Annotated in this window: 20 protein-coding genes and 1 pseudogene; 10 read left to right on the top strand and 11 right to left on the bottom strand. The window is 70.4% G+C overall.

Annotation, left to right across the window (positions count from 1 at the left end):
• The 5 genes from G6048_RS36330 to G6048_RS36310 all read right to left on the bottom strand — a co-directional run.
• On the bottom strand, positions 1–1,005 hold a 1,005-nt coding region (locus G6048_RS36330; RefSeq protein WP_165343859.1), incomplete at its 3' end, for a hypothetical protein.
• A gap of 1 nt (position 1,006) precedes the next feature.
• Positions 1,007–1,720 carry a hypothetical protein gene (locus G6048_RS36325; RefSeq protein ID WP_165343858.1) on the bottom strand — a complete coding sequence of 238 codons (714 nt, stop codon included), beginning with the start codon at positions 1,718–1,720 and terminating at the stop codon, positions 1,007–1,009.
• A 105-nt stretch (positions 1,721–1,825) separates the two neighbouring features.
• Complete coding sequence (locus G6048_RS36320) at positions 1,826–2,122, bottom strand: hypothetical protein (protein ID WP_165343857.1); 297 nt, start codon at positions 2,120–2,122, stop codon at positions 1,826–1,828.
• 41 nt (positions 2,123–2,163) lie between these two features.
• Positions 2,164–2,451: a hypothetical protein gene (locus G6048_RS36315; RefSeq protein WP_235990819.1), complete on the bottom strand. Its 288-nt coding sequence runs from the start codon at positions 2,449–2,451 to the stop codon at positions 2,164–2,166.
• Positions 2,448–2,864 carry a DUF6668 family protein gene (locus G6048_RS36310; RefSeq protein WP_165343856.1) on the bottom strand — a complete coding sequence of 139 codons (417 nt, stop codon included), beginning with the start codon at positions 2,862–2,864 and terminating at the stop codon, positions 2,448–2,450. Before G6048_RS36310 ends, G6048_RS36315 begins: the two co-directional genes overlap by 4 nt.
• Before the next feature lie 512 nt (positions 2,865–3,376).
• Here G6048_RS36310 and G6048_RS36305 point away from each other — a divergent pair.
• The 3 genes from G6048_RS36305 (at position 3,377) to G6048_RS36295 (ending at position 6,330) form a co-directional block, all read left to right on the top strand.
• Positions 3,377–4,186: a transglycosylase SLT domain-containing protein gene (locus G6048_RS36305; RefSeq protein ID WP_165343855.1), complete on the top strand. Its 810-nt coding sequence runs from the start codon at positions 3,377–3,379 to the stop codon at positions 4,184–4,186.
• Positions 4,187–4,210: 24 nt separating this feature from the next.
• Positions 4,211–5,509, top strand: coding sequence for a hypothetical protein (locus G6048_RS36300; protein WP_165343854.1), 1,299 nt, complete (start codon positions 4,211–4,213; stop codon positions 5,507–5,509).
• A 233-nt stretch (positions 5,510–5,742) separates the two neighbouring features.
• Positions 5,743–6,330 carry a sigma-70 family RNA polymerase sigma factor gene (locus G6048_RS36295; RefSeq protein ID WP_328770519.1) on the top strand — a complete coding sequence of 196 codons (588 nt, stop codon included), beginning with the start codon at positions 5,743–5,745 and terminating at the stop codon, positions 6,328–6,330.
• A 235-nt stretch (positions 6,331–6,565) separates the two neighbouring features.
• On the opposite strand, the gene G6048_RS36290 is transcribed toward G6048_RS36295, so the two are convergent.
• Genes G6048_RS36290 through G6048_RS36280 form a run of 3 tightly spaced genes read right to left on the bottom strand, consistent with a single transcriptional unit; the run spans position 6,566 to position 9,470 of the window.
• Complete coding sequence (locus G6048_RS36290; protein WP_165343853.1) at positions 6,566–7,717, bottom strand: hypothetical protein; 1,152 nt, start codon at positions 7,715–7,717, stop codon at positions 6,566–6,568.
• A 14-nt stretch (positions 7,718–7,731) separates the two neighbouring features.
• The gene (locus G6048_RS36285; RefSeq protein ID WP_165343852.1) at positions 7,732–8,406 is read right to left on the bottom strand and encodes a hypothetical protein; all 675 of its coding nucleotides are present in this window, start codon (positions 8,404–8,406) and stop codon (positions 7,732–7,734) included.
• Positions 8,403–9,470 (bottom strand): NlpC/P60 family protein, encoded by a 1,068-nt coding sequence (locus G6048_RS36280; RefSeq protein WP_165343851.1) that lies wholly within the window; start codon positions 9,468–9,470, stop codon positions 8,403–8,405. The genes G6048_RS36285 and G6048_RS36280 overlap by 4 nt, the downstream gene beginning before the upstream one ends.
• Positions 9,471–9,779: 309 nt before the next feature.
• Between G6048_RS36280 and G6048_RS36275 the strand changes: the two genes are divergently transcribed.
• From G6048_RS36275 to G6048_RS36250, 6 genes are all read left to right on the top strand, one after another.
• The gene (locus G6048_RS36275) at positions 9,780–10,253 is read left to right on the top strand and encodes a DUF6668 family protein (RefSeq protein ID WP_165343850.1); all 474 of its coding nucleotides are present in this window, start codon (positions 9,780–9,782) and stop codon (positions 10,251–10,253) included.
• Between the two features lie 11 nt (positions 10,254–10,264).
• Positions 10,265–10,594: a hypothetical protein gene (locus G6048_RS36270; protein WP_206342556.1), complete on the top strand. Its 330-nt coding sequence runs from the start codon at positions 10,265–10,267 to the stop codon at positions 10,592–10,594.
• A 142-nt stretch (positions 10,595–10,736) separates the two neighbouring features.
• The gene (locus G6048_RS36265; RefSeq protein ID WP_165343849.1) at positions 10,737–11,522 is read left to right on the top strand and encodes a hypothetical protein; all 786 of its coding nucleotides are present in this window, start codon (positions 10,737–10,739) and stop codon (positions 11,520–11,522) included.
• On the top strand, positions 11,522–12,817 hold the full coding sequence (locus G6048_RS36260) for a hypothetical protein (protein WP_165343848.1): 1,296 nt from the start codon (positions 11,522–11,524) through the stop codon (positions 12,815–12,817). Before G6048_RS36265 ends, G6048_RS36260 begins: the two co-directional genes overlap by 1 nt.
• Positions 12,804–14,303, top strand: a complete 1,500-nt coding sequence (locus tag G6048_RS36255) for an SCO6880 family protein (RefSeq protein WP_165343847.1) — start codon at positions 12,804–12,806, stop codon at positions 14,301–14,303. The genes G6048_RS36260 and G6048_RS36255 overlap by 14 nt, the downstream gene beginning before the upstream one ends.
• A gap of 55 nt (positions 14,304–14,358) precedes the next feature.
• Positions 14,359–15,819 carry an ATP/GTP-binding protein gene (locus G6048_RS36250; RefSeq protein WP_165343846.1) on the top strand — a complete coding sequence of 487 codons (1,461 nt, stop codon included), beginning with the start codon at positions 14,359–14,361 and terminating at the stop codon, positions 15,817–15,819.
• A gap of 255 nt (positions 15,820–16,074) precedes the next feature.
• Here the strand turns inward: G6048_RS36250 and G6048_RS36245 are convergent.
• From G6048_RS36245 to G6048_RS36235, 3 genes and pseudogenes are all read right to left on the bottom strand, one after another.
• A pseudogene (locus G6048_RS36245) lies at positions 16,075–17,290 on the bottom strand (sulfatase family protein).
• A gap of 211 nt (positions 17,291–17,501) precedes the next feature.
• On the bottom strand, positions 17,502–17,840 hold the full coding sequence (locus G6048_RS36240) for a carbohydrate-binding protein (protein ID WP_165343845.1): 339 nt from the start codon (positions 17,838–17,840) through the stop codon (positions 17,502–17,504).
• A gap of 708 nt (positions 17,841–18,548) precedes the next feature.
• On the bottom strand, positions 18,549–19,556 hold the full coding sequence (locus G6048_RS36235; RefSeq protein WP_165343844.1) for a hypothetical protein: 1,008 nt from the start codon (positions 19,554–19,556) through the stop codon (positions 18,549–18,551).
• Positions 19,557–20,294: 738 nt separating this feature from the next.
• Here G6048_RS36235 and G6048_RS52070 point away from each other — a divergent pair.
• A partial coding sequence (locus tag G6048_RS52070) for a DUF4913 domain-containing protein (protein WP_165343843.1) occupies positions 20,295–20,870 on the top strand: 576 nt, incomplete at its 3' end.

Below are 20,870 nucleotides of genomic sequence, written 5' to 3'. Positions count from 1 at the left end.
GGAGTACGGAGTCTCGGACACGCTCGCGCCCGTGCTTCCCGCGCTTCCCCGGCCGCCCCCGCCGCCGGAGGTGCCGCCGCCATTCGATCCCGAGGGGCCTCGGGATCCGGAGGGACCATCGCTCTGATTCCGGCCGCCCGCGTCGCCCAGAGACTTCGCTCCGGAGGCGACGCCGCCCATGACGGTGTCCCCGACGGCGTCGCCGCCGATGCCGGCCGTCGCCGGGACGATGATCCTCATCAGCGCCGGCAGGGCGATGGCCGACAGGAGCAGGGTGGCCATTCCCGCGATCTGCGTGTCGGCGCTCTCATGCGGTTCCGACGCGTCGACCATGATGGCCCCCGAGTACATGATGAGAGCGACCGTGGGCTTGTACAGCAGCCAGGCGGTCATCCAGCCGATGTGCTTGCGCCACCACGTGCCGCCCCAGTCCGTCATGGAGGCGGCGGCCGCCAACGGCAGCGTGCCCATCAGCATGATCATCACGCCGAGCCGGACCCACATCAAGAGCGCGTGGACGATGCCCGCAAGGATCAGCAGGCACCCGATGACCAGCAGCAGCATGTCCGGAATGCTGTCGTCGCAGTCGACGCCCTCCATCAGGTTATTGAGGGTGTTGTCGAACAGGTGGTCGTAGTACCTCTCCATGAGGTCGACGAACGTGGTGATCAAGGTGGTCGCGGCCGCGGCGACCACGACGACGCGCACGATGCCCTTCAGCGCGGTCGTGCCCGCTTCGCCGCGCCGTTCCAGAGCCATCTTCACGGCGGCGACGAGTATCGAGCCGCACGCGAGATACATGACGATCCACCGTACCTCGGTGCCGATCTTGTCCGACGCGCCCGTGTTGATCGAATCGATGTCACCTACGGCTTTGAAGATCCCGATGGCACCGGTGATGACGATCTTGGCCACCATCTCGATCATCTCGCCGATGGGGTCGTCGAACATCCCGAGAAGGTCGAGGCCGCCGTCGCAGCCATCGCCCTGACCGGCCAAAAACATGTCACGCTCCCCACATGATGAAGCCGTCGGGTTTCGCTGCCCGTTTCACGGACGAGTAGAGGGACCCGTCGTCCTGGAGCGCCACCTTCCAGTCGCCCTCCCGCCAGCGCACGGACACCGACGTCGACAGGTAGCCGCCGATGGGGTTGGTGGCGAGCAGCCGTACGGTCGCGGAGTCGCCCGAGTACGACGCCAGGGAGAAGCCCACAAGCCTCCCGACGGCGCTCTCGTCCGGGTTCGTCTCGTCGGCCCTGGCCTTGCTGGCGACGAACGTGTCGCGCGGCTCGCCGGGCACGACCTGCTGCTCCGCGACCATGCGCCAGGCCGCGCCGCTCAACTCGACGGGAATGATGTGCGCCGCCAGCACCGCCCCCGTGGGCGTGTGGGCGAAGCACCACCACATCGTGGCGTCGGTGCGCAGCGGGCCGGCCGAAGGCGAGGTGGGCACCATGAGGGCGACGAGCTTCTGCCACCGCACATCCGCCGGCGCGACGGTCGGTCGCGCGGTGTCCCGGTCGTCGGTACGGCAGTTCTCCGGCCGGCCGCCCGGACCCTTGCGGACCTGCTGCGGGTCGCCGGGAGACAGCGGGCCGCCGAGCCCGGCGAGCGTCTCCCGGCTGTCGGCCGTGCTGTCCGTACCCGTGGTGCTGTCCGTCCCCGTGGTGTCGTTCACGAAGGCCACCAGCGTCATGACCACGATAAAGCCCAGAAGCATGGCTGAGTTGATCCGGGCTCGCTCTTTGGAGAGAAGCCCGTTCGCCGGGCCCTGTTTGCGACTTGTGCCAAACACGTCGATGGCCTTTCCTGCGGGCTGCTGGTCCTACTTGAAAAGGAATTGGACAATGGGTCCCGCAGTGGACACGAGGACGCATCCGCCCAACACCATGCCGAGGCGGCTCATGTGCTCGGAGCCCTCTCCGCGCTTCATGGACACGGCCATCATGATTCCCGTGATGAGGATGCCCGCCACGCCGGCGGCGGTGCCGGCCCAAGCGGCGATGCCCAGTACGGTGTCGACCGCGGTGGCGAGTTCCGGTGGCGCCTTCTTCTCCGGGTTGGGAATCTGAGCCAGGTAATTCCCGTCGGCGGCATGGAGGGAATGCAAGGTGTCCTTCATGAGATTCTCCGTTGTTTGCAACGAGTTACGGGTTTGTGTGGCTAGTTGAGAACTGGTAGCACCACGAAATTGACGAGCGGTCCGGCGCTGAGGCCGAGGACGCAGGCACCAATGGCGAAGAACCCGCCCCTGAAATACGTCGCTCCCTCGCCCATTTCGCCACGGCGCAGCTGCATGGCCATCTGGACGCCCACGACGATCAGGCCGGCCACAGAGGCAGCCGTCACCATCCAGGTGAGGTAGCCGAGCAATTCGCCGACCTCGGGGTTGGGGTCGAAGGAGCCTTTGGGCCCGAAGTCGTCGGGATTGATGTCTGCCAAGAAGCTCAAAGCGACCTCCTCGACTGCCCGGCCGGAGCCGAGACGGCGCGGGCCAGCGCGCGCACTGCCCTTGGCAGTTGGTCGATCTCCTCGCCGAGGCGCCAGGCCGGGACCCACGGAACGCGGTGGACCTTGGCTGCCGAACGCAGCACGCGCACGCGCCGGCCCAGCGGGCGCGGCAGCCGTCCCGGCGCGTCGGCGACGAGCACGACGGCCAGGAGACGCACTCCCGCGGGGTGCTCCCCCTTGCGCAGTGCGTTCAGCGCCTGGGACACCGCCCGCGTGCCCGCGTTGTGGGTGCGTGCCACCAGCAGCACCCGGCCGGGTTCGCCCCGGGCCGGGTCTGGCCACCGGCGGCCCACGTCCGCGCCGCCGAGTACCCGCGCAAGCGTGCTCGCCCCGGCACCGCCGTGTGTGCTCACCCAGGCGACCCTTTGGCCCCGATGGCCCGCCGACGCACGTTCCGCAGGTGCGGGGGGCCAGGACGGCGCGGTCTTTTGCGCGGGTCGCGATGGCGCTGCCTGCACTGCCTGCGCGAGCGGCGGGGCCTGTGCGGCCCGTGCGGCCGGCGCGGCGGGTGCCTGGGCCGCCTGTTGAACGGCAGGTGCTTGCGCAGCCTGTTGAGCGGCCGGTGCCTGAGCTGATGCCTGTTGAGCAGCAGGTGCTTGGGCTGCCTGTTGGGCGGTTGGTCCACGGACCCACATCTGTGCGCCGGCGGACGTCGCCGGTGGGACGCCCATGCGCATCCACCCCTTCCCTCGTTTCGCTTACGGCGACGGATCGATCCCGCATTGAACTGATGCGCCGTCGTGTCCGTTGCGGCGTGCGGGCTCGCGGCGATCCGTCGGGCAGCCACTACGGGAAATCGGGTGACCTGGTTCAAGGCCTCCGGGGACCCATGTCGTGCAGGCGAACGCAAGGGGTGTGACTGGTCGTGAGCGCAAGTGGGGGCGAGGATGAGCAAGCCCAGAGGGACAAGACCAGGAACACCGTGCTCTTGGGCGGCCTCGCCAGCGCACCGATCCTGGGGTGCCTCGCCTTCGTGGTCCTCCTGATCCTCCTCATCGGGACGTTGGCCTCGCTCTTCCTTGGGTTTGTCTTCTGGCCGCTCATGCTCCTTTGCAAGATCAACCTCTTGCCCTGCGGCGATGACAGCGGCGGCGGCGAGGGCCTGAACAACGACCAGGTCGTTGCGGCATACGAGAGCGACGGGAAGGGCCAGCTGAACGCGAACACCGTGCCCTCGCAACATCTCTCGCTCGTCCAGGAAGCCGGGAGGGAGTGCACGCAGATCGGCGCCATCGTCATCGCGGCGCAGATCCAGCAGGAGTCCGGGTGGAACGAGAAGCTGGTCGGCCCCGACGGGGCCGAGGGCATCTCCCAAGTGCCCCCGGACAAGTTCGACGAGTTCGGCGAGGACGCGGACGACAACGACGAGACCTCGGCCCTGGACGCCGCGGACTCCATCAAGGCGCAGTCCAAGTACATGTGCTCGCTGGCCAAGGAGATCGACACGCTCATCGCCAACAACGAAGTCAAGGGGGACCGCCTGAACTTGACCCTGGCGGCGTACGAGACGGGCCTGGACGCGGTCAAGCAGGCGAAGGGCGTACCGGACAACGACCGGGCGAGGAGCTACATCATCGGTGTCAGGTCGGGGTTCGCCCTGTACTCCAACTCCGTTGACATGCCGGGGGAGTCGGCGTACCCGTCTCTCAGCCCGCGGCCTACGCCCTCATCCTGACCAGCACAGCAAGGAGCCCACCAAGTGTTCGGCAAGCGCACCCGAAAGAACCTGGACGCACACCACGGCACGGAACCACGGCAACCGGCCCCCGACGAGGCGGTGGAGGTGCTGATTCGCCGTGACGGCAGTGCGCTCGTCAACGGCGCACCCTTCCCCGTACCGGACGGCGAACCCGTCCACGTCGCCGTGCTCGACGCGATGCACCGCGGCGCGCAGGCTCGGGGCGAGCCCGTGCAGGCGGCGATCCTCGACCGTCAGGAGGGCTACGCCACCCGCGTCGAGGTCGCCCCCGACGGGTCGAGCCGGATCCTGCAGCACGAAAGACAGGAGGAACAGTACGAGCCGGAGCCCGGGCCTGCCGCCGGGCCGCTCCTGGCCGAACTCCCGCCGGACGAACCGTTGGCCGGTTCGCCGTCGGTGGCGGGGGCCGGGCTGCCGTCGGGCCCCCGGCCGTCTCCGGCCGAGTCACGGCCTGCTGTCGAGCCGTTCCCAGCCGGTCCTTTGTCGGCCGAGCCGCCGCTGTTCGAAGGCCCGTTGGCGGGTCCGCCGTCTGCCGCGGGGGACGGGCTTTCTCCGGCGCCCGAGCCCGTTCCGGCCGGTCCCTCGCTGGTCGAGCGGTCGTTGGCGGATTCGCCGTCGGCGGCGGGAGTCGGGCTTTCTCCGGCGCCCGAGGAGCCCATCCCCTCCGAACTTCCATGGGTCGAGCGGTCGTTGGCGGATCTGCCGTCGGCCCCCGAGCCCGTTCCGGCCGGTCCTTCGTCAGCAGAACCGCCGTTCGCCGAACCGCCCTGGGCCACCGGGCCGTCCCCGGCCGGGCTCCCGCCCTCCGACGCGGACACCCGGGTCCCGGCGGTCCCGGACCAACTGTCCGAACTCGTCGCGCAGATCACCCGTGCCATGGACACCGGCAGCCTGGAACGCGCGGTGGCGCTCGCCTTCCGGCTGCGGGAGCACACCGCGCGCAGCTTCGGCGCCGAGCACCCGTGCACGCTCGAAGCGTGCGCCCTGGAGGCGTTCGCCGCGTACAGGAGCGGCAACCACCGCCTCGCGGCGGCCACCTCCCTCAAACTCGCCCGGACCCGACACGAGTTGGGTGACCCCCGGGCACATGACGAACTGACGCGCGCGGTGGTCGCTTGGCGGCTGATCGACGACATACCGTCCGCCGTGGACCACGGACGGGCCCTGCTCGCCGTCTGGTCCGTACTCGCAGAACGGGGCGTTCGGTCCGCTCGGGACGAGACATTGATGCGCGGCGTCAATCGCCGTATGCACGCCCTCGCCGCTGCGGCGACCGCGCGCCAGACGGGTGCGGCCTGAGATAAAAAGCGCAGGTCAACCGAGCAGCGGCGGTGGGAGCGCCCCAGTGCGGGCGCTCCCGCCGCCGCTGTACGTGGCCCTCCGCTTCGCCGGAACCCCCCGCTCCCGCCGTCAATCGAACGTCAACTCGACGTGGAACCCCGCTCGCAAGACTCCCGGTGAATCGAGGCCGCTGACCCCGGCCCCGAGACCTGATCTCTCGCCACGAGGTCACGGAACGAGGGAGTACGAACGTGAGCTGGACGGTAATGGGTTCCTCGGGAGCGGACAGCGCCCGGGAACGCGCTATGCGCACGCTCTACGACGAGCAGGGAAGTCCTCTGTATGCCTATGTGGTACGGCTGTTGGGAGGTGACCGGCACAGGGCCGAGGACGTGGTGCAGGAGACGCTGCTGCGCTGCTGGCGCACGCAGGACCTGGAGAACGGCCAGCCCCTGCGGCCGTGGCTGTTCAGGGTGGCCCGCAACCTCGTCGTCGACGAGTACCGCCTGCGGATGGCCCGCCCCCAGGAGGTCAACGGCAACGACTGGCTCGAGGACCTACTGACGAAGTCGGACGGTGTCGACCGGTTGCTCTCCTCGATGATTCTCCAGGAGGCGTTCCAGAAGCTGTCGCCCAAGCACCGCGAGGTGCTGTACGAGACGTACTACACGGGCAGGTCGATGCGCGAGGCGGGCCTCGTGCTCGGTGTCCCGCCGGGCACCGTCAAGTCGCGCGTGCACCACGCGGTGCGGGCACTGCGCATGGCCATGGGCGTGGTCGAGGCCGCCGACGAGGAGGTCGGCGTCAGGCCCGCGTGGTCGTACACGTCCGCCGCGTGACACAAGGCCGACGGGCCGCGGGAACACCAGACTCCCGCGGCCCGTCCGCGTTTTCTCGACAGATGCCGTCAGGGGCGCGGGGCCGTATCAATGTGCGGCTCCGCCGCGATGGGGGTCCCCCCGCTCGAGCGGAGCCGAGAGTGGGGGAGCGACCAGCCACAACGGACCCGCACCCGCCCACGCACCCAACCCACCACCTCCGCAGGCGCCCCACCCAACCGCCGGAGGCCAGGGCTCAGCCCGCCGTCGCCGCCCGGGTGTCCACCGCGGGCCGCTCCCAGGTCGGGAACGTACGGGTCCTCCGCGGCACGGGTGCCTCCGGCGCGGGGTGTTCCCGTGCCGCCGGCACGTTCGCGAGGCGGGCCTCTTCCAGCCACGTCCGGTGTTCCAGGGCGGCGTTGAGCGCCTCGCCGTCCTTGCCCGGGATCTGGCTGCGCAGGCGGATCACGGCGACCCCGGCGGACAGCGCGGTGTCGAGGTCGGTGATCTGCAGCCACAGCGTCTCGGCGCGGGCCGCCACCGCCTCGGCCCGCTCGCTGTCCCCCAGGTAGTGCCAGCGTTCGGCGACGTCGCGGTACAGCAGTACGCCGCCGAAGGCATCCCCGGCCAGGGCGGTGACCCGGGCCCGGACCTCGCGAATGCGCAGGGCGTCGGGGTCGGAGACCCCGAAGTGTTGTGCGGCCTGCTCGTCGAGCCGTGCGGCGAGCGCGGCGGCTCGGCCGACATGGCCCGCCTCGAGATACTCCCTGACCAGGGCCAGTTCCTGCGCCCCGGCATGCGCATCGGGCCCCGTCCGTGGGCCCCGTGCGGGCGCGATCCGGGCCGGGACGAGCGCGGCCCGTTGGGTGGTGGTGTGCGTGGTCGATGCGGTCGGTCGGGTGGTTGTGCGTGCGACGGCGGCCGGTTGGGTGACCGGATGCGCGGTGGGCGTGGTCGGCTCCGTGGCCCGACGCCTGGCGGGTGTGGCCGGTTCGGCGGCTGTATCGACGACGGGCGCCGCTGTCTCGATGGTCGTGGGCACGGCGGGCGCCGCTGATTCAGCGACCGCCCCCGCACGGCGCCCGGCCGCCTTCGCGGAACGCTTGTCGTGCCGTTTCTTCCCCGGCTTTGCCCTTGATCCACCGCTGGGCAGCTCGCTCACCTCCCCGTCGGGTGAGATGACCAGGTGAAACACGGAGCCGTCCGGTTCGGTGGCCTCGGCCCGCACAGGACGGCCCAGCCGGGCGGCCACCTCGGCGACCGCGTCGACGGCCGAGGCGCGGGTGGGATGCCCGGAGGGGGGCACCAGCGGGCCGGAGGCGTCAACCCGGCCGTCGTCGTGCACGGTGAGGGCGTACACCGGCCATGCAGGCACTTCCGTGGACTCGGACTCGTTCGTCGCATGCATGAAGTTCCTTCGGGCTATTGGACGGTGACGTCGGCGACCCGCCACGCCTCGTCCGGTGCCGTGCGGGTGAGGCGCACAAACGCCACGACGGTGGTGGGCTCACCCGCCCACCCGTCGCGGCCCTGAGGGGAGGTGGTGACAACCCACTGCCGCCATGCCTCGGTGTCGGTGTCAGCGGGCATCGCGGCGTCCTCGGCCTTCTCCAGGGTGACGATGGTGGAGGCGCGGTGACCTGCCCACTCCCGCCACTGGGCACCTGGAACCGAGCGGGGCCGGTGCTCGCGCACTCGCGCCGCGTACGCCTCGGTCAGCCAGCCCGCGTCCGCGGCGCGCGCACTGGCGTCGCCGGGGCCGCTGTCGATGGTGGTGTCGAATGTCCACATCACCTTGAGCGCGCCCCAGCCGACCGCGTCGGCGTCCCTTTGGTCGGTGTCGCCGGGCCGGGTGACGCCTCCCCTGGGGGTGCCCCCGGAACCAGCCGGCAGGGGCGCGGCCCCGCGGGGGTCGTCCGGAGTCGGATACGGGCCGGTGCCGGTCGCGGCGGGAGCCGAGGACCTGGTGGGCGCACCCAGCTCGCCGCCGGAACCGCACCCGCCCACGGCGAGGACGAGTGCGAGTACCGTCGCGGCCGCCGCGGTGGTGCCGTGCGGACAGGAGCGCGTATGGGAGGGCGTACGGGAGGGAGTCATCCGAACCGCCTTACTTTCTGAGGCTTGTCGGCGTAGTAGGGCTCGTCGAGGCTGTTGATCTTGACCACGTCGCCGGTCTTCGGCGCGTGGATGAACTGCCCCTGGCCGATGTAGATGCCGATGTGGTCGTAGCTGCCGTTCAGGTTGAACCCGATGACGTCACCGGGCCGTATCTCGTCGCGCGGCACCGCCTCGCCCGCGGTGACTTGCAGCTGGGAGACGCGCGGGGGGAGCGTTTCGCCGTTGCTCGCGTGGTAGACCGCGTACTGGACGAGGCTGGAGCAGTCGAACCCGACCGTGTTCGCGCCCTGCGCGAACCCGCGTCCGGGGCCCTCCGGCCCGCCGCCGCCCCACGAGTACGGGGTGCCGAGCCACTTCCTGGCATGGGCCACCACCCGGTCGCCGAACGCGCCGCCGTTCTCGGCGTCGTCGGTGTTCCCGGCTGGTTCGCCGCCGGTGAAGCCGGCCATCGACGTGATGATCCGGGTGACGTAGGCCTGGGTCTCCGGGTACGGCGGCACGCCGCCGTACTCCTCCACCGCTCCGGGGCCCGCGTTGTAGGCGGCGAGCATCAGGCGTGTGGGGTCGCCGCCGAGATTCATCTCCTTGACCTTGCCCGCGAGCCAGCAGTCGTATCGGGCCTGGGTCATGATGGCGTCGCCCGGGGTGAACGGGTCGGCCACGCCGTCCGGTTCGGCACCGCCGTCCTTGCCGGCCGCGTCCACGCCCCACGTCGCCCAGGTGCCGGGTATGAACTGGCTCAGCCCTCGGGCGTCGGCAGGGCTCACCGCGGTGGGGTCCCAGCCCGACTCCGCCTGAATCTGCGCGGCCAGCAATGGAGCGCTGGCCTCCGGGCACTGCTGGGCGGCCCGCTCGACCCACGGCACGAACTCGGCCGGGACGCGCTTGGCGTCGAGCGTGGTGGCGAACCCCGCGGGGGCGGCGTCCTCCTTCTGCTCCACGGCTCCCAGCACCGACAGGCCGACCAAGGAGCCGAGCAGCCCCAGGACGGCGCAGCCTGCCACCAGCATCGCCGATCTCGCCTGCGCGGTATGGCCGCTCATCCCCAACTCCCCAAAGAAACCCAGCGATTCGTTGGACGTGCAAATCCAAGACGCTACAACTCGCCTTATATGCCGCACTTCTGAAAAATCATCACTTGCGCCGCAATGCCAACTTATGTGTATTATCGGCTCGTTGTGTCAGTAATCGAAGGAGATGCCGTGGCGGGGGATGTACCGGTTGTCAATCCCTGGTTGCCGCAGTCGCGCCCTTCCGGGGGCAGCAACGGGAAACCTCAGCGAACGGTTCAGGGCGGGCAGGCCCGCGTGCCGACAGGCCTCACGGGGCCGGCGGCGCCGCAGGGTGCCGGAGTGCCGCGACCCGAGCGTGGGCTGCCCGTCGCCCGGGCGCGTCCGGGCGAGGAGCACGCATGGTGGTGGCTGGGCGTGCACGGCGGCGCGGGTGTCACCACGTTGAGGCGGGCCGTCCCCGGCGGCCGGGACGCGGGCCGTGCCTGGCCCGTGTCGGCGCAGTCCCAGCCGGTCGTGCTCGTCGCCCGCTCCAGCGCGTACGGCATCAAGGCCGCGCAGAACGCCGCGCAGCAGTGGGCCTCCGGCATGGTCACCGGCATCGATCTGCTCGGCCTGGTCGTCGTCGCCGACGCTCCCGGCCGACGCCCCAAGATCCTGCAGAACCTGGTGCGGCTGGTCTCTGGCGCGGTCCCCCGGCTGTGGGAGATCCCGTGGGTGGAGCCCTGGCGGCTCGGCGAGCCGCCCACGTCGCACCTGCCCAAGGAGTGCGCGCCGCTGGCGCGCGACCTGACCCGACTCACCCGACCCGCGTAGGGAGAAGCACGTTGTCAAGCCTGTTGGCGGTCGCTCTGGACGCCTCACCGCACATAGCCCCTCTTGCCGACCTCGCCGCGCCGACCGCCGGGCCTTCGGGCGTGCCGGAGGTCGGCGGGGGAGAGGCGCCGCCCGGTGCCGACGGCCTGCTGAAGGTCCTCAAGTGGGTGGCCTGGAGCGTCACTGCCCTGTGCGTCGCGGGCCTCTTCGGCGTCGCCGCCAGGATGGCGGTCGACCACTCCAAGGGAGGCGGCCGTGAGCACGCCAGGGGGCTCGGCTTCGTACTGGGGGCGTGCCTGCTCATCGGATCCGCCTCCGGAATCGTCGGCGCGCTCGTCTAGGCCGGAGCGTTCGTCTGGACCGGCGCGTTCGTCCAGGCGCCTCGGACCCGGCACCGACGAGGACTGACGACCCGTCACTACCTCTTGATCCGGCCAACCGGCCACCCGTCACCCGACAACCCACGAGGATGGGGGAAGGACCATGGCAGAGCCCGGCAACAGCGCGGCGGGCGGCGAGCCGCGCAGCCCGTGGCTGCGTACCGGCTTCGTCCTCGCCGCCGCGTTCATCGGCTTCGTCGCCGTCATCGGAGCGGCGGTCGCTTTCAGTTCGGACGGCTCCGGCAGGGGCGGCTCGAACGCGGCACACACGGCACACACGGCAGAGGATCCCGGAGTCCGCGCCGCGGACCCGCCACCGTCCGCGGCCGACGCCTCCGACGACGGTGGCGCCCCGTGCCCCGAACTGGCCGACAAGCAACAGGATGTGCCCACTGCCGCCCCGAAGGGCGTGACCTGGACCCTGTACCGCTCCGTCGCCCTCCCCGTCTCGAAGGCGGCGGGCCCGGCCGTGGCCGGGCAGGACATCGCGCGGTGCTATGCGCACACCCCCGTCGGCGCCCTCCTGGCCAGCAGCCAGATCAGTGTGCGTTACCTGGCCGCCGGCGACTGGCTGAAGGTGACCCGCACACAGACCGTCGGCGCGGGCCGCGACGCCTACATCGCCGACCGGACCAAGGCGGAGCGGACGGCGCCCCCGGACGGGGAGGGCGGCACCTACGGACAGATCGCCGGATTCAAGTTCGTCACCTACAACGAGACCACCGCGGTGATCCAGACCGTGTGGCGGTTCCCGGACGGCCGTATGCAGGCCGCCACCACGACGGTGCTGTGGCAGGACGGCGACTGGCGGCTGGAGTACCCGGCCGCCCCGGCCGCTCCCACCCCGGTCGACTCCCTCGCCGGATACGCCGAGTGGGGAGGTGTGTGATGGCGGGCTGCGACTTCGGCTGGGTGTCCCCGACGATCGGCGGCTACTGCGTGGGCGACGGGGCGGGTACGGCCCCGAAGGACCTCGGTGACAACGCGTTCGACGACATCGCCGAGAGCGCCGCACAGGCGGCAAGCACCACCGTCAAGGCACTCGGCAGCGCCTGGATGAACCTGGGCAGTCCCGACCTGAGCGACGACAGCGGCCCTGTGGCTTTCCTGCGCGGCTCCACGCTGTGGTTCACCTCCTTCACCGCCGTACTGTGCCTGCTCGTCGCTGCCGGGCACATCGCCTGGCAGCGCCGCGGCGAGCCCGCCCGGCAGGCCCTTCAGGGGCTGCTCAACCTGGTGGTCGTCTCCTCGGCCGGGGTCGCCACGGTCAATCTGCTGACCGTGGCGGGGGACAAGTTCAGCGTCTGGATCATCGACAGGTCCACCGGCTGTCGGCAGATCAGCGCCACCGGCGAGCCGGTGGCGAGCTGCGTGGCCGAGTTCGACAAGCGCACCTCGGCCATGCTGGCGCTGGGCGAGGCGGACTCGTCCTTCCTCGTCCTGATCATGGCCATGCTGGTGATCGCCGGCAGTGTGGCGCAGATCGCCCTGATGATCGTACGGATGGCCATGCTGGTGATCCTCACCGGCACGCTGCCCCTGTCGGCGGCGGCCAGCGGCACCGCCGGCGGCCGGGTCTGGTTCCGCAGGTCCGTGGGCTGGCTGCTGGCCTTCGTGCTGTACAAACCGGCCGCGGCCGTCGTGTACGCGGCAGCGTTCTCGATGACCGGCCAGACCCAGGACAACGACGTCGTCTCCATGGTCTCCGGGGTCGTACTGATCGTCCTGGCCTGCTTCACCCTGCCCGCGCTGATGCGGTTCGCCGCCCCGGTCGTCCAGGCGGCGGCATCCGGGACGGGCCGCGCGGCCAAGGCGTCCGTCGGTGCCGGCGGCCCGGCCGCGGCCACCGGGGCGCTGCCTGTTCCGCACCTGCGTGGCCTGGCCACCGGCCGGTCGGTGTCCGGGGCCGCCGTGAGCCCGGACGGGGCGGGAACGACCGGCGTGCGCACCGCCCCCGGCCCGGCAGCGGGCGGCCCGGCGCCCGCGCGAGGCGCCGACCGGGCACGCGGAGCACCGGACGGCGAGCACACCGCGACCAGTCCCACCCGGCCGGCACAGCCGACGGACCCGGCGGACGGCGAGCAGACACACCCGTACGACCGGGAGGAGGCGGCGGCCCCTGTTCCGGTGCCGGCCCGCCATCACACCGACGAGCAGCAGGAGAAGCCCCGTGGCAGCCACTGAAGCACCCACCCCCCGCACCTACGGCAACTTCCGCAAGCCCCGCACGTCCGGCCTGCGAGGCCTGTCACTCGGGGCGACCATGCTGCTGTTCACCGGGCTGATCGCCGTCGTCCTGGCCACGCTGATCTCCGTATGGGCCGCGCTGGGCCTGGCGGTGGCGCTGGTGGTGGTCATGGCCCCGCTGGCGGTACGGGACAAGCACGGCCGCACGCTGATGCAGCGCGGCGCGGTCCGCCTGGCCTGGCGGCGCACCACGTCCTCCGGCGGAAACCTGTACCGCTCGGGTCCGCTGGACCGGGCCGGCTACGGCACCTGCAAGCTGCCCGGCCTGGCCGCCGAATCCTCGCTGACGGAGGCGCGGGACGGCTACGGACGCCCGTTCGCCATGATCACGATCCCGTCGACCGGTCATCACACCGTCGTCATCTCCTGCGACGCGGACGGCGCCGCCCTCGTCAACGAGCAGCAGGTCGACACCTGGGTGGCCCACTGGGGCCAGTGGCTGTCCGCCCTGGGTGCCGAGCCGGGCCTCGTCGCCGCGAGCGTCACCGTGGAGACCGCCCCGGACTCCGGAGTCCGGCTCCAGCAGGAGATCGCCGCCAACGCCGTCGCCGAGGCTCCTCGCCTGGCCAGGTCGATGCTGCGGGAGGTGCTGTCCGCCTATCCCGCCGGTTCGGCGCAGATCGCCACGCGGATCGCGCTGACGTACTCGGGCGCGGCCCGCGCGGGCACGCCCCGCCGCAGCGCCGAGGACATGGCCATACACATCGGCGCCCGCCTGCCGGGCCTGACCGCCGGGCTTTCCATGACCGGCGCCGGCGCAGCCGTACCGATGACCGCCACCGAGCTCGCCGAGGCAGTGCGCGTCGCCTACGACCCGACCGTGGCGCCCCTCGTGGAAGAGGCGCGGGCCACCGGCGGCACCGGGCTGACCTGGGACCAGACCGGACCCATGGCGGCCCAGGAAGCCTGGGACCACTACCGGCACGACGGGGCGTTCAGCGTGACCTGGGCCATGACCGAGGCCCCGCAGGGCGAGGTCTTCTCCAACGTTCTGACCGGGCTCGTGCAGCCCAACCGCGACATCGCCCGCAAACGCGTCACGCTGCTGTACCGCCCGCACACCCGGGCCGAGGGAGCCCGCGTCGTCCAACAGGACTACAAGAACGCCCTGTTCAACGCCCAGCAGTCGCAGATCGGCCAGGCACGCGACGACGCGGAGGTGACCTCGGCGCGCAGGACCACCGAGGAACAGGCCCAGGGACATGGCGTGATCCGCTTCGGGCTGCTGGTCACGGCGACCGTCAGCTCCGCCGGGGAACTGGCGAAGGCGGCCGCGGCCGTGGACAACCTGGCACCCGCCGCCCGCATCGCGGTGCGACCCGTCTACGGCTCCCAGGCGGCGGCCTTCGCGGCGGCGCTGCCGCTGGGGCTGGTGCTGCCGCTGCACACGGCGTTGCCGCAGACCGTGCGGGACTCGATGTAGCGAAGGGCGCAAGGCGTAACAGAGGTCGGAGCAAACCGGAACAACGGAGGACTTGATGGCACGTACGACCAAGGAACCCCGCCAGGCGCGCCCAACGGCCCGTGGCTGGTCCGGCCCCGGCGGCGGCATGGTCGGCTACGTCGACCCCGCCCCGGAGTGGCGCGGCACCTCCGTGCAGGTCTGCGGGCTGTGGCCGTTCGGTGCCGGCGCCGGAACCCCCATGGTCGGGGTGCCGCTCGGCCGCGATCTCGATTCCGGGGCCACGGTGTGCTGCGACCCCGTGTCGTGGTTCACGCGCACGGGCCTGCTGGCGAACCCCTCGATGTTCGTACTGGGCCGCCCCGGCCTCGGCAAGTCGACTGTCGTACGCCGCATGGCACTCGGCCTGGCCGGCTACGGCGTCCATCCGCTGATCTTCGGCGACCTCAAGCCCGACTACGTGGACCTGATCCGGACGATCGGCGGCCAGGTCATCAGCCTGGGCCGGGGCCGGGGCAACCTCAACGTCTTGGACCCCGGCGAATCGATCCAGGCCGCGACCCGGCTCACCGGCGAAGCGCGCGGCCGGCTCCTCGCGGACATCCACGGCCGCCGTCTCCACATGGTGTCCGCGCTGGTGACCATCCTGCGCTCGGCACCGCCGACGGACCGGGAGGAGACGATCCTCTCGGCGGCACTGAACGTCCTGGACGACCGCCACGGCCCGGACCGGGTGCCGGTGCTCGGCGACCTCGTACAGGTCATCAAGGACGCCCCGGAAGCGGTGCGTTCGGTCGCCCTGGACCGCGGCGACATCACCCGCTACAGGGACATCACCGAAAACCTGGAGGCGTCGCTCACCGCTCTGCTCGGCGACGGACGGCTGGGCGGCACCTTCGCCCGCCCGACCACTGAGGCGATGCAACTCGACCGTCCCGTCTGCTTCGACATCAGCGGCATCGACGACAGCGAGGTCCTGCTCCAGGCGGCGGCGCTGCTGTCCTGCTGGTCGTACGGCTTCGGCGCGGTCTCCGCGGCGCACGCACTCGCCGACGCCGGACTGGAGCCGCAGCGCAACTACTTCCTCGTCATGGACGAGTTGTGGCGCGTCCTCCAGGCCGGTCGCGGCCTGGTCGACCGGGTCAACGCCCTCACCCGTCTGGACCGCCAGCGCGGCGTGGGCCACGCCATGATCACCCACACCCTCGACGACCTCCTCGCCCTGCCCAACGAGGAGGACCGCACCAAGGCCAAGGGCTTCGTCGAACGCGCGGGCATGGTGATCTGCGCGGGCCTGCCCCCGGCCGAGATGCCGCAGCTCTCCCAGGTCGTGGAGCTGACCGAACCGGAACAGCGCCTGCTGGTGGACTGGTCCACCCCACCCGCCTGGGACGCCGCCCAGGGCCGCCGCGCCGACCCGCCAGGCCTCGGCAACTTCCTGATCAAGGTGGGAAGCCGACCTGGGATACCCCTGCATGTGGATCTGACGGCGGCGGAGTTGGAGGTCAACAACACCAACAAGAGGTGGAACAAGTAGCCGTACGCACGTCAGCGCACCCCCAGCGTTGAACGAGCGCGGTCTGCTCCCCGGCGTACGGGAGTTGTACGGGCGGCTGGGCGACGAGATCACGGCGGAGGTGAAGAAGTCCGAAGGCGAGTCCGACGGCCGGATGCTGCTGGTCCGCGCCCTGGTCGACCAGTACCGGACCTTCTTCACCCGCCCGTGGGCGCGAGCCCTCAGCGACATCACGGACGTCGTACTGCCCTTCTCCTGCGAGTGCGCGCGCGGCCACTACCCCCGACGGTCTGCCGCCAGCTGTGCGGCCAGCTCCGGAATGCCCAGGGCCTGCTCGTCCTGCCGGGTGGCCCGGTGGAGCTTGTTCGTGAGCTGGTGCGGGTCCTTCGCCAGGTCGTAGTACGCCCGGAAGGTCACCCGCCCGGTGCCGCGCACCTTGCCCTCCGCTCCGGCGCCCAGGTCGTAGTACTCGACGTACTGCTTGTCCTTGGAGACATAGGACGCCCAGGTGTGATGGTCGCCCCGCGGGGGCCCCTGCTTCCACCACTCGACGAGCAAGTGGTCACGGTTGAAGTCGGACAGCAGGGAGGAGCCATCCTGCGAGTGGCCGGGTTTGATACCGGCGGCGTCGAGAATGGTCGGCGCGATGTCGATATTGGCGACGATACGGTCGTCGGTGGCCCCCTCATTCAGGCCGCGGGCGGGCCAGGACAGGTAGAACGGCACCTCGTGGGCAACGGAGTAGGGCGTTCCCTTCCCGACGCGCCCGTGATCGGCCCAGTGGTAGCCGTTATCGCCCATGTAGATGACCAGGGTGTTGTCCAGCTGGTCCAGGGCTGTCAGCTTGTCCTTGAACTCCTGCACCGCGTCGTCCACGGACATCAGGCTCCGCAACTGCCGCGTGCGCACCGCCTGGCCGTTGGCCAAGGTCTTGCGCCCGTTCTTCACATAGGGCGGCTTGTCGCTCCGGTCGGCCTCGGGAACCGAGGGGCGGCCGCCCCACGCGGGCACGGGCTTCTCGGCGTACGCGGGCGCAGGCGTGTTGGGATCGTGCGAGGCGAACGGCGTGACGTACGCGAACCATGGGCGGCTGTCGGTCCCAGCCTCGTCCAGGAAGGTCAGCGTCCTGTCCCTGACGATGTCGGTGGTGTACCCCTTGATCGTCCGGACGGCGCCGTCGACGTTCCACCGGGCGTCGACGAAGCCGGGCTCCATCACCGCGAACTCCTCGAAGTACGGCGGGTTTTCACCCACGTCGAAGGAGTTGAGGTACTTCCCGAACATGCCGGTGCGAGCCCGCCTGCTTGAGGTATCGCTGCACCGTGGTGTCCTGGTCCAGGCTGTGCGAAGCGGTGTTGCCCCGCACGCCGTGGTTGTGGGCGTACCGGCCCGAGAAGACCGACGACCGCCAGGGCGCGCACAGCGGGGTGGTGACATGGCCGTCGGTGAAGGTCACACCCTGCCCGCCGAGCCAGTCGATGGTCTTCGGCATCGCCCAGTCCGTCTGCTTGGGGTGGTCGTCAGTGACGATCAGCAGGATGTTCGGACGGGAGTCGGCGTCTGCGGAACCGGAGCCGTCGGAGGTCGGCCGGCACCCGGCCAACGCCGGTACGGCGGCCGCGGCGGCGGCAACGGCCGCCGTACCGGCGAGGAGGGCGCGTCGACTCACCAGGCCTGTGCCGGTGTCTTCGTGGTCGGTCGGGTCAGCCGCAGGTGCCGGCGTCGTCCCATACTGCCCATGAGGCCGGGTTGTTCGGTTCGGCACCGGTGGAGTAGTGGGTCGCCTTGAACTTGTGGCCTGCGAAGGAGACCACGTCACCGGGGAGGTACGACTTGGTGGAGTTCCATGCGGATTGGTAGGTGCCGTTGTCTCCGGCTCCGTTGCCATTTTCGTCGCTCCCGTCGCCACTGGTGACGGAGGTGGTGAGGGTGACCCTGTTGGAGGCGTCGGACACGTTCCCGGCCGCGGATAAGTCCTGCCCGTTGCCGAAAACCGTGACCGCGACGGCGCCCAGCAGGGCACCGGCCAACAGGACGGTCATGACTGTTCTCTTCAGAGCATGCTGCATACGTCCTCCCCGGGACGGGTGAGATGGGGAACAGCCGCGCGTCGAGTGCCGCGCGTCAACAGCGCTCACAAAACGGGGAGGAGCCCTAAGCGGTTCAAAGCCAACCGGCCTCGCCGAGCCTGTGAAACTCGCCCCCCCCCGCGCACCACAGCAGCACGAAGGGCTCAGACCCCGGCGAGTTCCTGGCCACCCGGGGCGTGGCCAACGCTGATGAGGAGCGCCGACCCAATGAGACGTACAACTCCACCGACCGACGCGGCACTGCGGCCCGTCGAACCCGAGCGGCGAGCGTACACCCGCCATAGCCATCCCAGAGGATGGACGGGGGTAGTCCCTCCAGCCTCACAAAACGCGAAGACCCCGGCGAGGTTGTGGGACCTGCCGGGGTATGGCCACCAGCTTGCAGAGAAGCTGATGAACTGTGCGCGGGTGCCAGGGGTTGTGCTACGGGTTTGCGGCCGGAGCCCGGCCATGCCGCCGTCGAGACTGGCAGCTCTCCGGCCTTCGGGTGCAGTGGCCACTGTGGTGGAGCTTCACCAGTTGCGAGAGTTGACCTCGGTGGGGTGCGGCGGGCGCCCCGCGGCCGCGGTGTCGGCCGGCCTGCGACGGGCCGCCGACTCGGGCTGCTGGGCGCCCTTCCTGCCCGATTGGTTTACCGAGGTGGCGGCTTCGCCGCCCGGATCAGCGGCCCCCACCCCCGCCCGGGGCAGACCCGCGTCCGCCCCTGTTCGTGGGCCCCTGCGTGTTGTAGCTGTTTCCGCTGGTATAGGGCAGCGTGCTGCTGTCGCCGTACCGGTTGCCTCGGCCTGAGCCGCCGCCGGCGCCGGGGGGATAGAGGAAGCTGGTGTTGCTGGTGCTGGTGTTGCCGTAGGTGTTGTTGGGGTTGGGGTAGTAGGTGTTGCTGGTGTTGCTGGGGTAGGTGGGGTAGGTGGTGTTGGGCGTCGTCTGGTTGAAGGAATAGTTCCCCTGGGCTTGCCCTGGGTAAGCCGGGTGCTCGCCGCCGTAGCTGGATGTCGTGCGGCTCGGTGGCGCGGAGCTGGTTGGCAGCGCGCCCGTCATCGTGTACATCGGCGTCATCGGGATACTCTGGGGAAGCGTCGGCGATCGGACTTGCTGCTGGCTGGCAGCCGTTGGGCCGGTCGCGGTCGAACCGATCGCCGTGCCCAGGTTGGTCGTCGCCTGGGAGTTGTACGCCGTGTTCGCGGGAGTGTTGGGGAGATAGCTGATGCCACCAGCGACCGACGTGCCAACTTGGATACCCGCGGCGATCGACTTTAGCCAGTCCTTCCAACTGCCGGTTTGAACGGCGGACGACGCGTACCGGTACAGTCTCCGGCTTGCGAAACCCGCCTCGAGGGTGACGCCGGCCCCAGTGAGAACTGCCCCCGGCACGGGGTGGTTTGGGGAGGCATACCTGCCCGTCGCCTGGACGATGTGAGGGCCGACGATCTCGGCGACGTCCTTGAGCGCTTGACTGTTGTCGCGCGCCCACCCCTTCGCCTTGTCCCATGTCTGTACGAACCAAGAGCCGTCGTCCCTTTGGCCGGCCGCGTGGTAGGTTCCCTTTTTCCCCGTCAGGTCGACCCACTTCAGTTTCGTCCGGTTGTCCGGCGGTTCGCTAGTGGGGGCGTGACGCTCGGCGCTGTCGAGAGCTTTGATAGCTCGGGGAGTTTCTGAGTTCTGTTCCATGAACTCCCTTAGGCCTTGGATGCCAAGGTAGCTGTCGACGGAACTGGTTGAGTCGTCACTGCCCGAACCTGTGTCTTGTCGTTTTCGTGGAGGCATCTTGGATCCTTTCACGAGGCAGGAGATCTGCTGCTGAGAGCACAACGGAACCGGAGCCCGAACGGTTCAACGGACGACGGGACAAACCAGCCCGAGGATCGCTGTCGACGCCACAACTACCGTATGAGCAGGGGAACTTGGACTAATCATGCGCTCCGGCCAAGGGCCGCGGTGCCCAGCGGAAAGGCTTGGGGATGGGTCTGTTGGGCTGTGCCGGCCGACAGGCGTCCGGACTGTCGCGTTTCCGGGGAGTTCCTCGGGCCTGACCAGGCGTTCGGATCCTTCGTCAGAGATGACTGGCGTGCCCGGTCCGCCCGCTGATCGCTCGTCGTAGGTCGCCGAGTTGGCGTGGTGCCGGTCACCAGGAGCACCGTGATCTGGGTGCAGTCCGAGAGTGCCCACCCGGCGACGCCGACGGCGCACAACTCGCCTCCTGAATCCGAGGCCGCGGAAGCATCGACGACCTTCGCGCCGACCGGCCCCAACTCCCAGTCGCCGACAGCACCCGGCTCGCATTCCGTGGCGGCAAAGGACCGAGGCGACCGAGCCGGTCACCAGGTAGCCGGTGAACCGTATGCGGTGTGTGTACGTGTCGTCCTTGCACCAATCAGGCCGATGCCGCCGAGAGAAAGCAGGACCGCCATGTCCACTGAGACCGCCGAGGTCTCCGCAACCGCGAGTGGCACCGCTCCCACGGAGGAGGCCAGTGCGAAGACCGAGCGGGAGGGCAGCGCGCAGACGGAAAGCGCGGCTCCCCCGGAGAACCCCCCGGCACCGGCGCCACCGCAGTTCATCCTCTACCTGGAGGGGCCCGCGTACGGGCAGACGCTGCGGCAGTTGACCCTTTGGACCCACCATGTGCTGTTGCCGGTCTACGGCCGGGAGGTCACCTCCACGGCCCCCTGGTGCTCCCGCTGGTGGGAGCACCCGGAAGCGGTCGCCCAGCTTCACGGACTGTGGCTCGCCTGGGGCGAGTTGACCGGTCCAGGCTCCGGGATGTGCGGGCCCGCGAACTGGCACCGCGACTACCTGGGACCGGTGATGGGCGCCCTCCGGGACCCGATGGGCCCCTTCGCCGGCTGCAAGCCCGGCGGCCACCGGCCGAAGGAGAAACCTCCCGTCGACGCCATGGACCCGTTTGGCCCGCCGCCCCGGACGAAGGCGAGCCCGAGCAGCCAGCACGCGCGCAGCGTCCCGGCGGTGAGCATGACCCTGTGC

The organism is Streptomyces ureilyticus (assembly GCF_011045025.1).
In the GTDB taxonomy this organism is placed as follows: Bacteria; Actinomycetota; Actinomycetes; order Streptomycetales; family Streptomycetaceae; genus Streptomyces; species Streptomyces ureilyticus.
The sequence above is the reverse complement of the archived record's forward strand: the minus strand, read 5'-3'. Positions and strand labels throughout refer to the sequence as shown.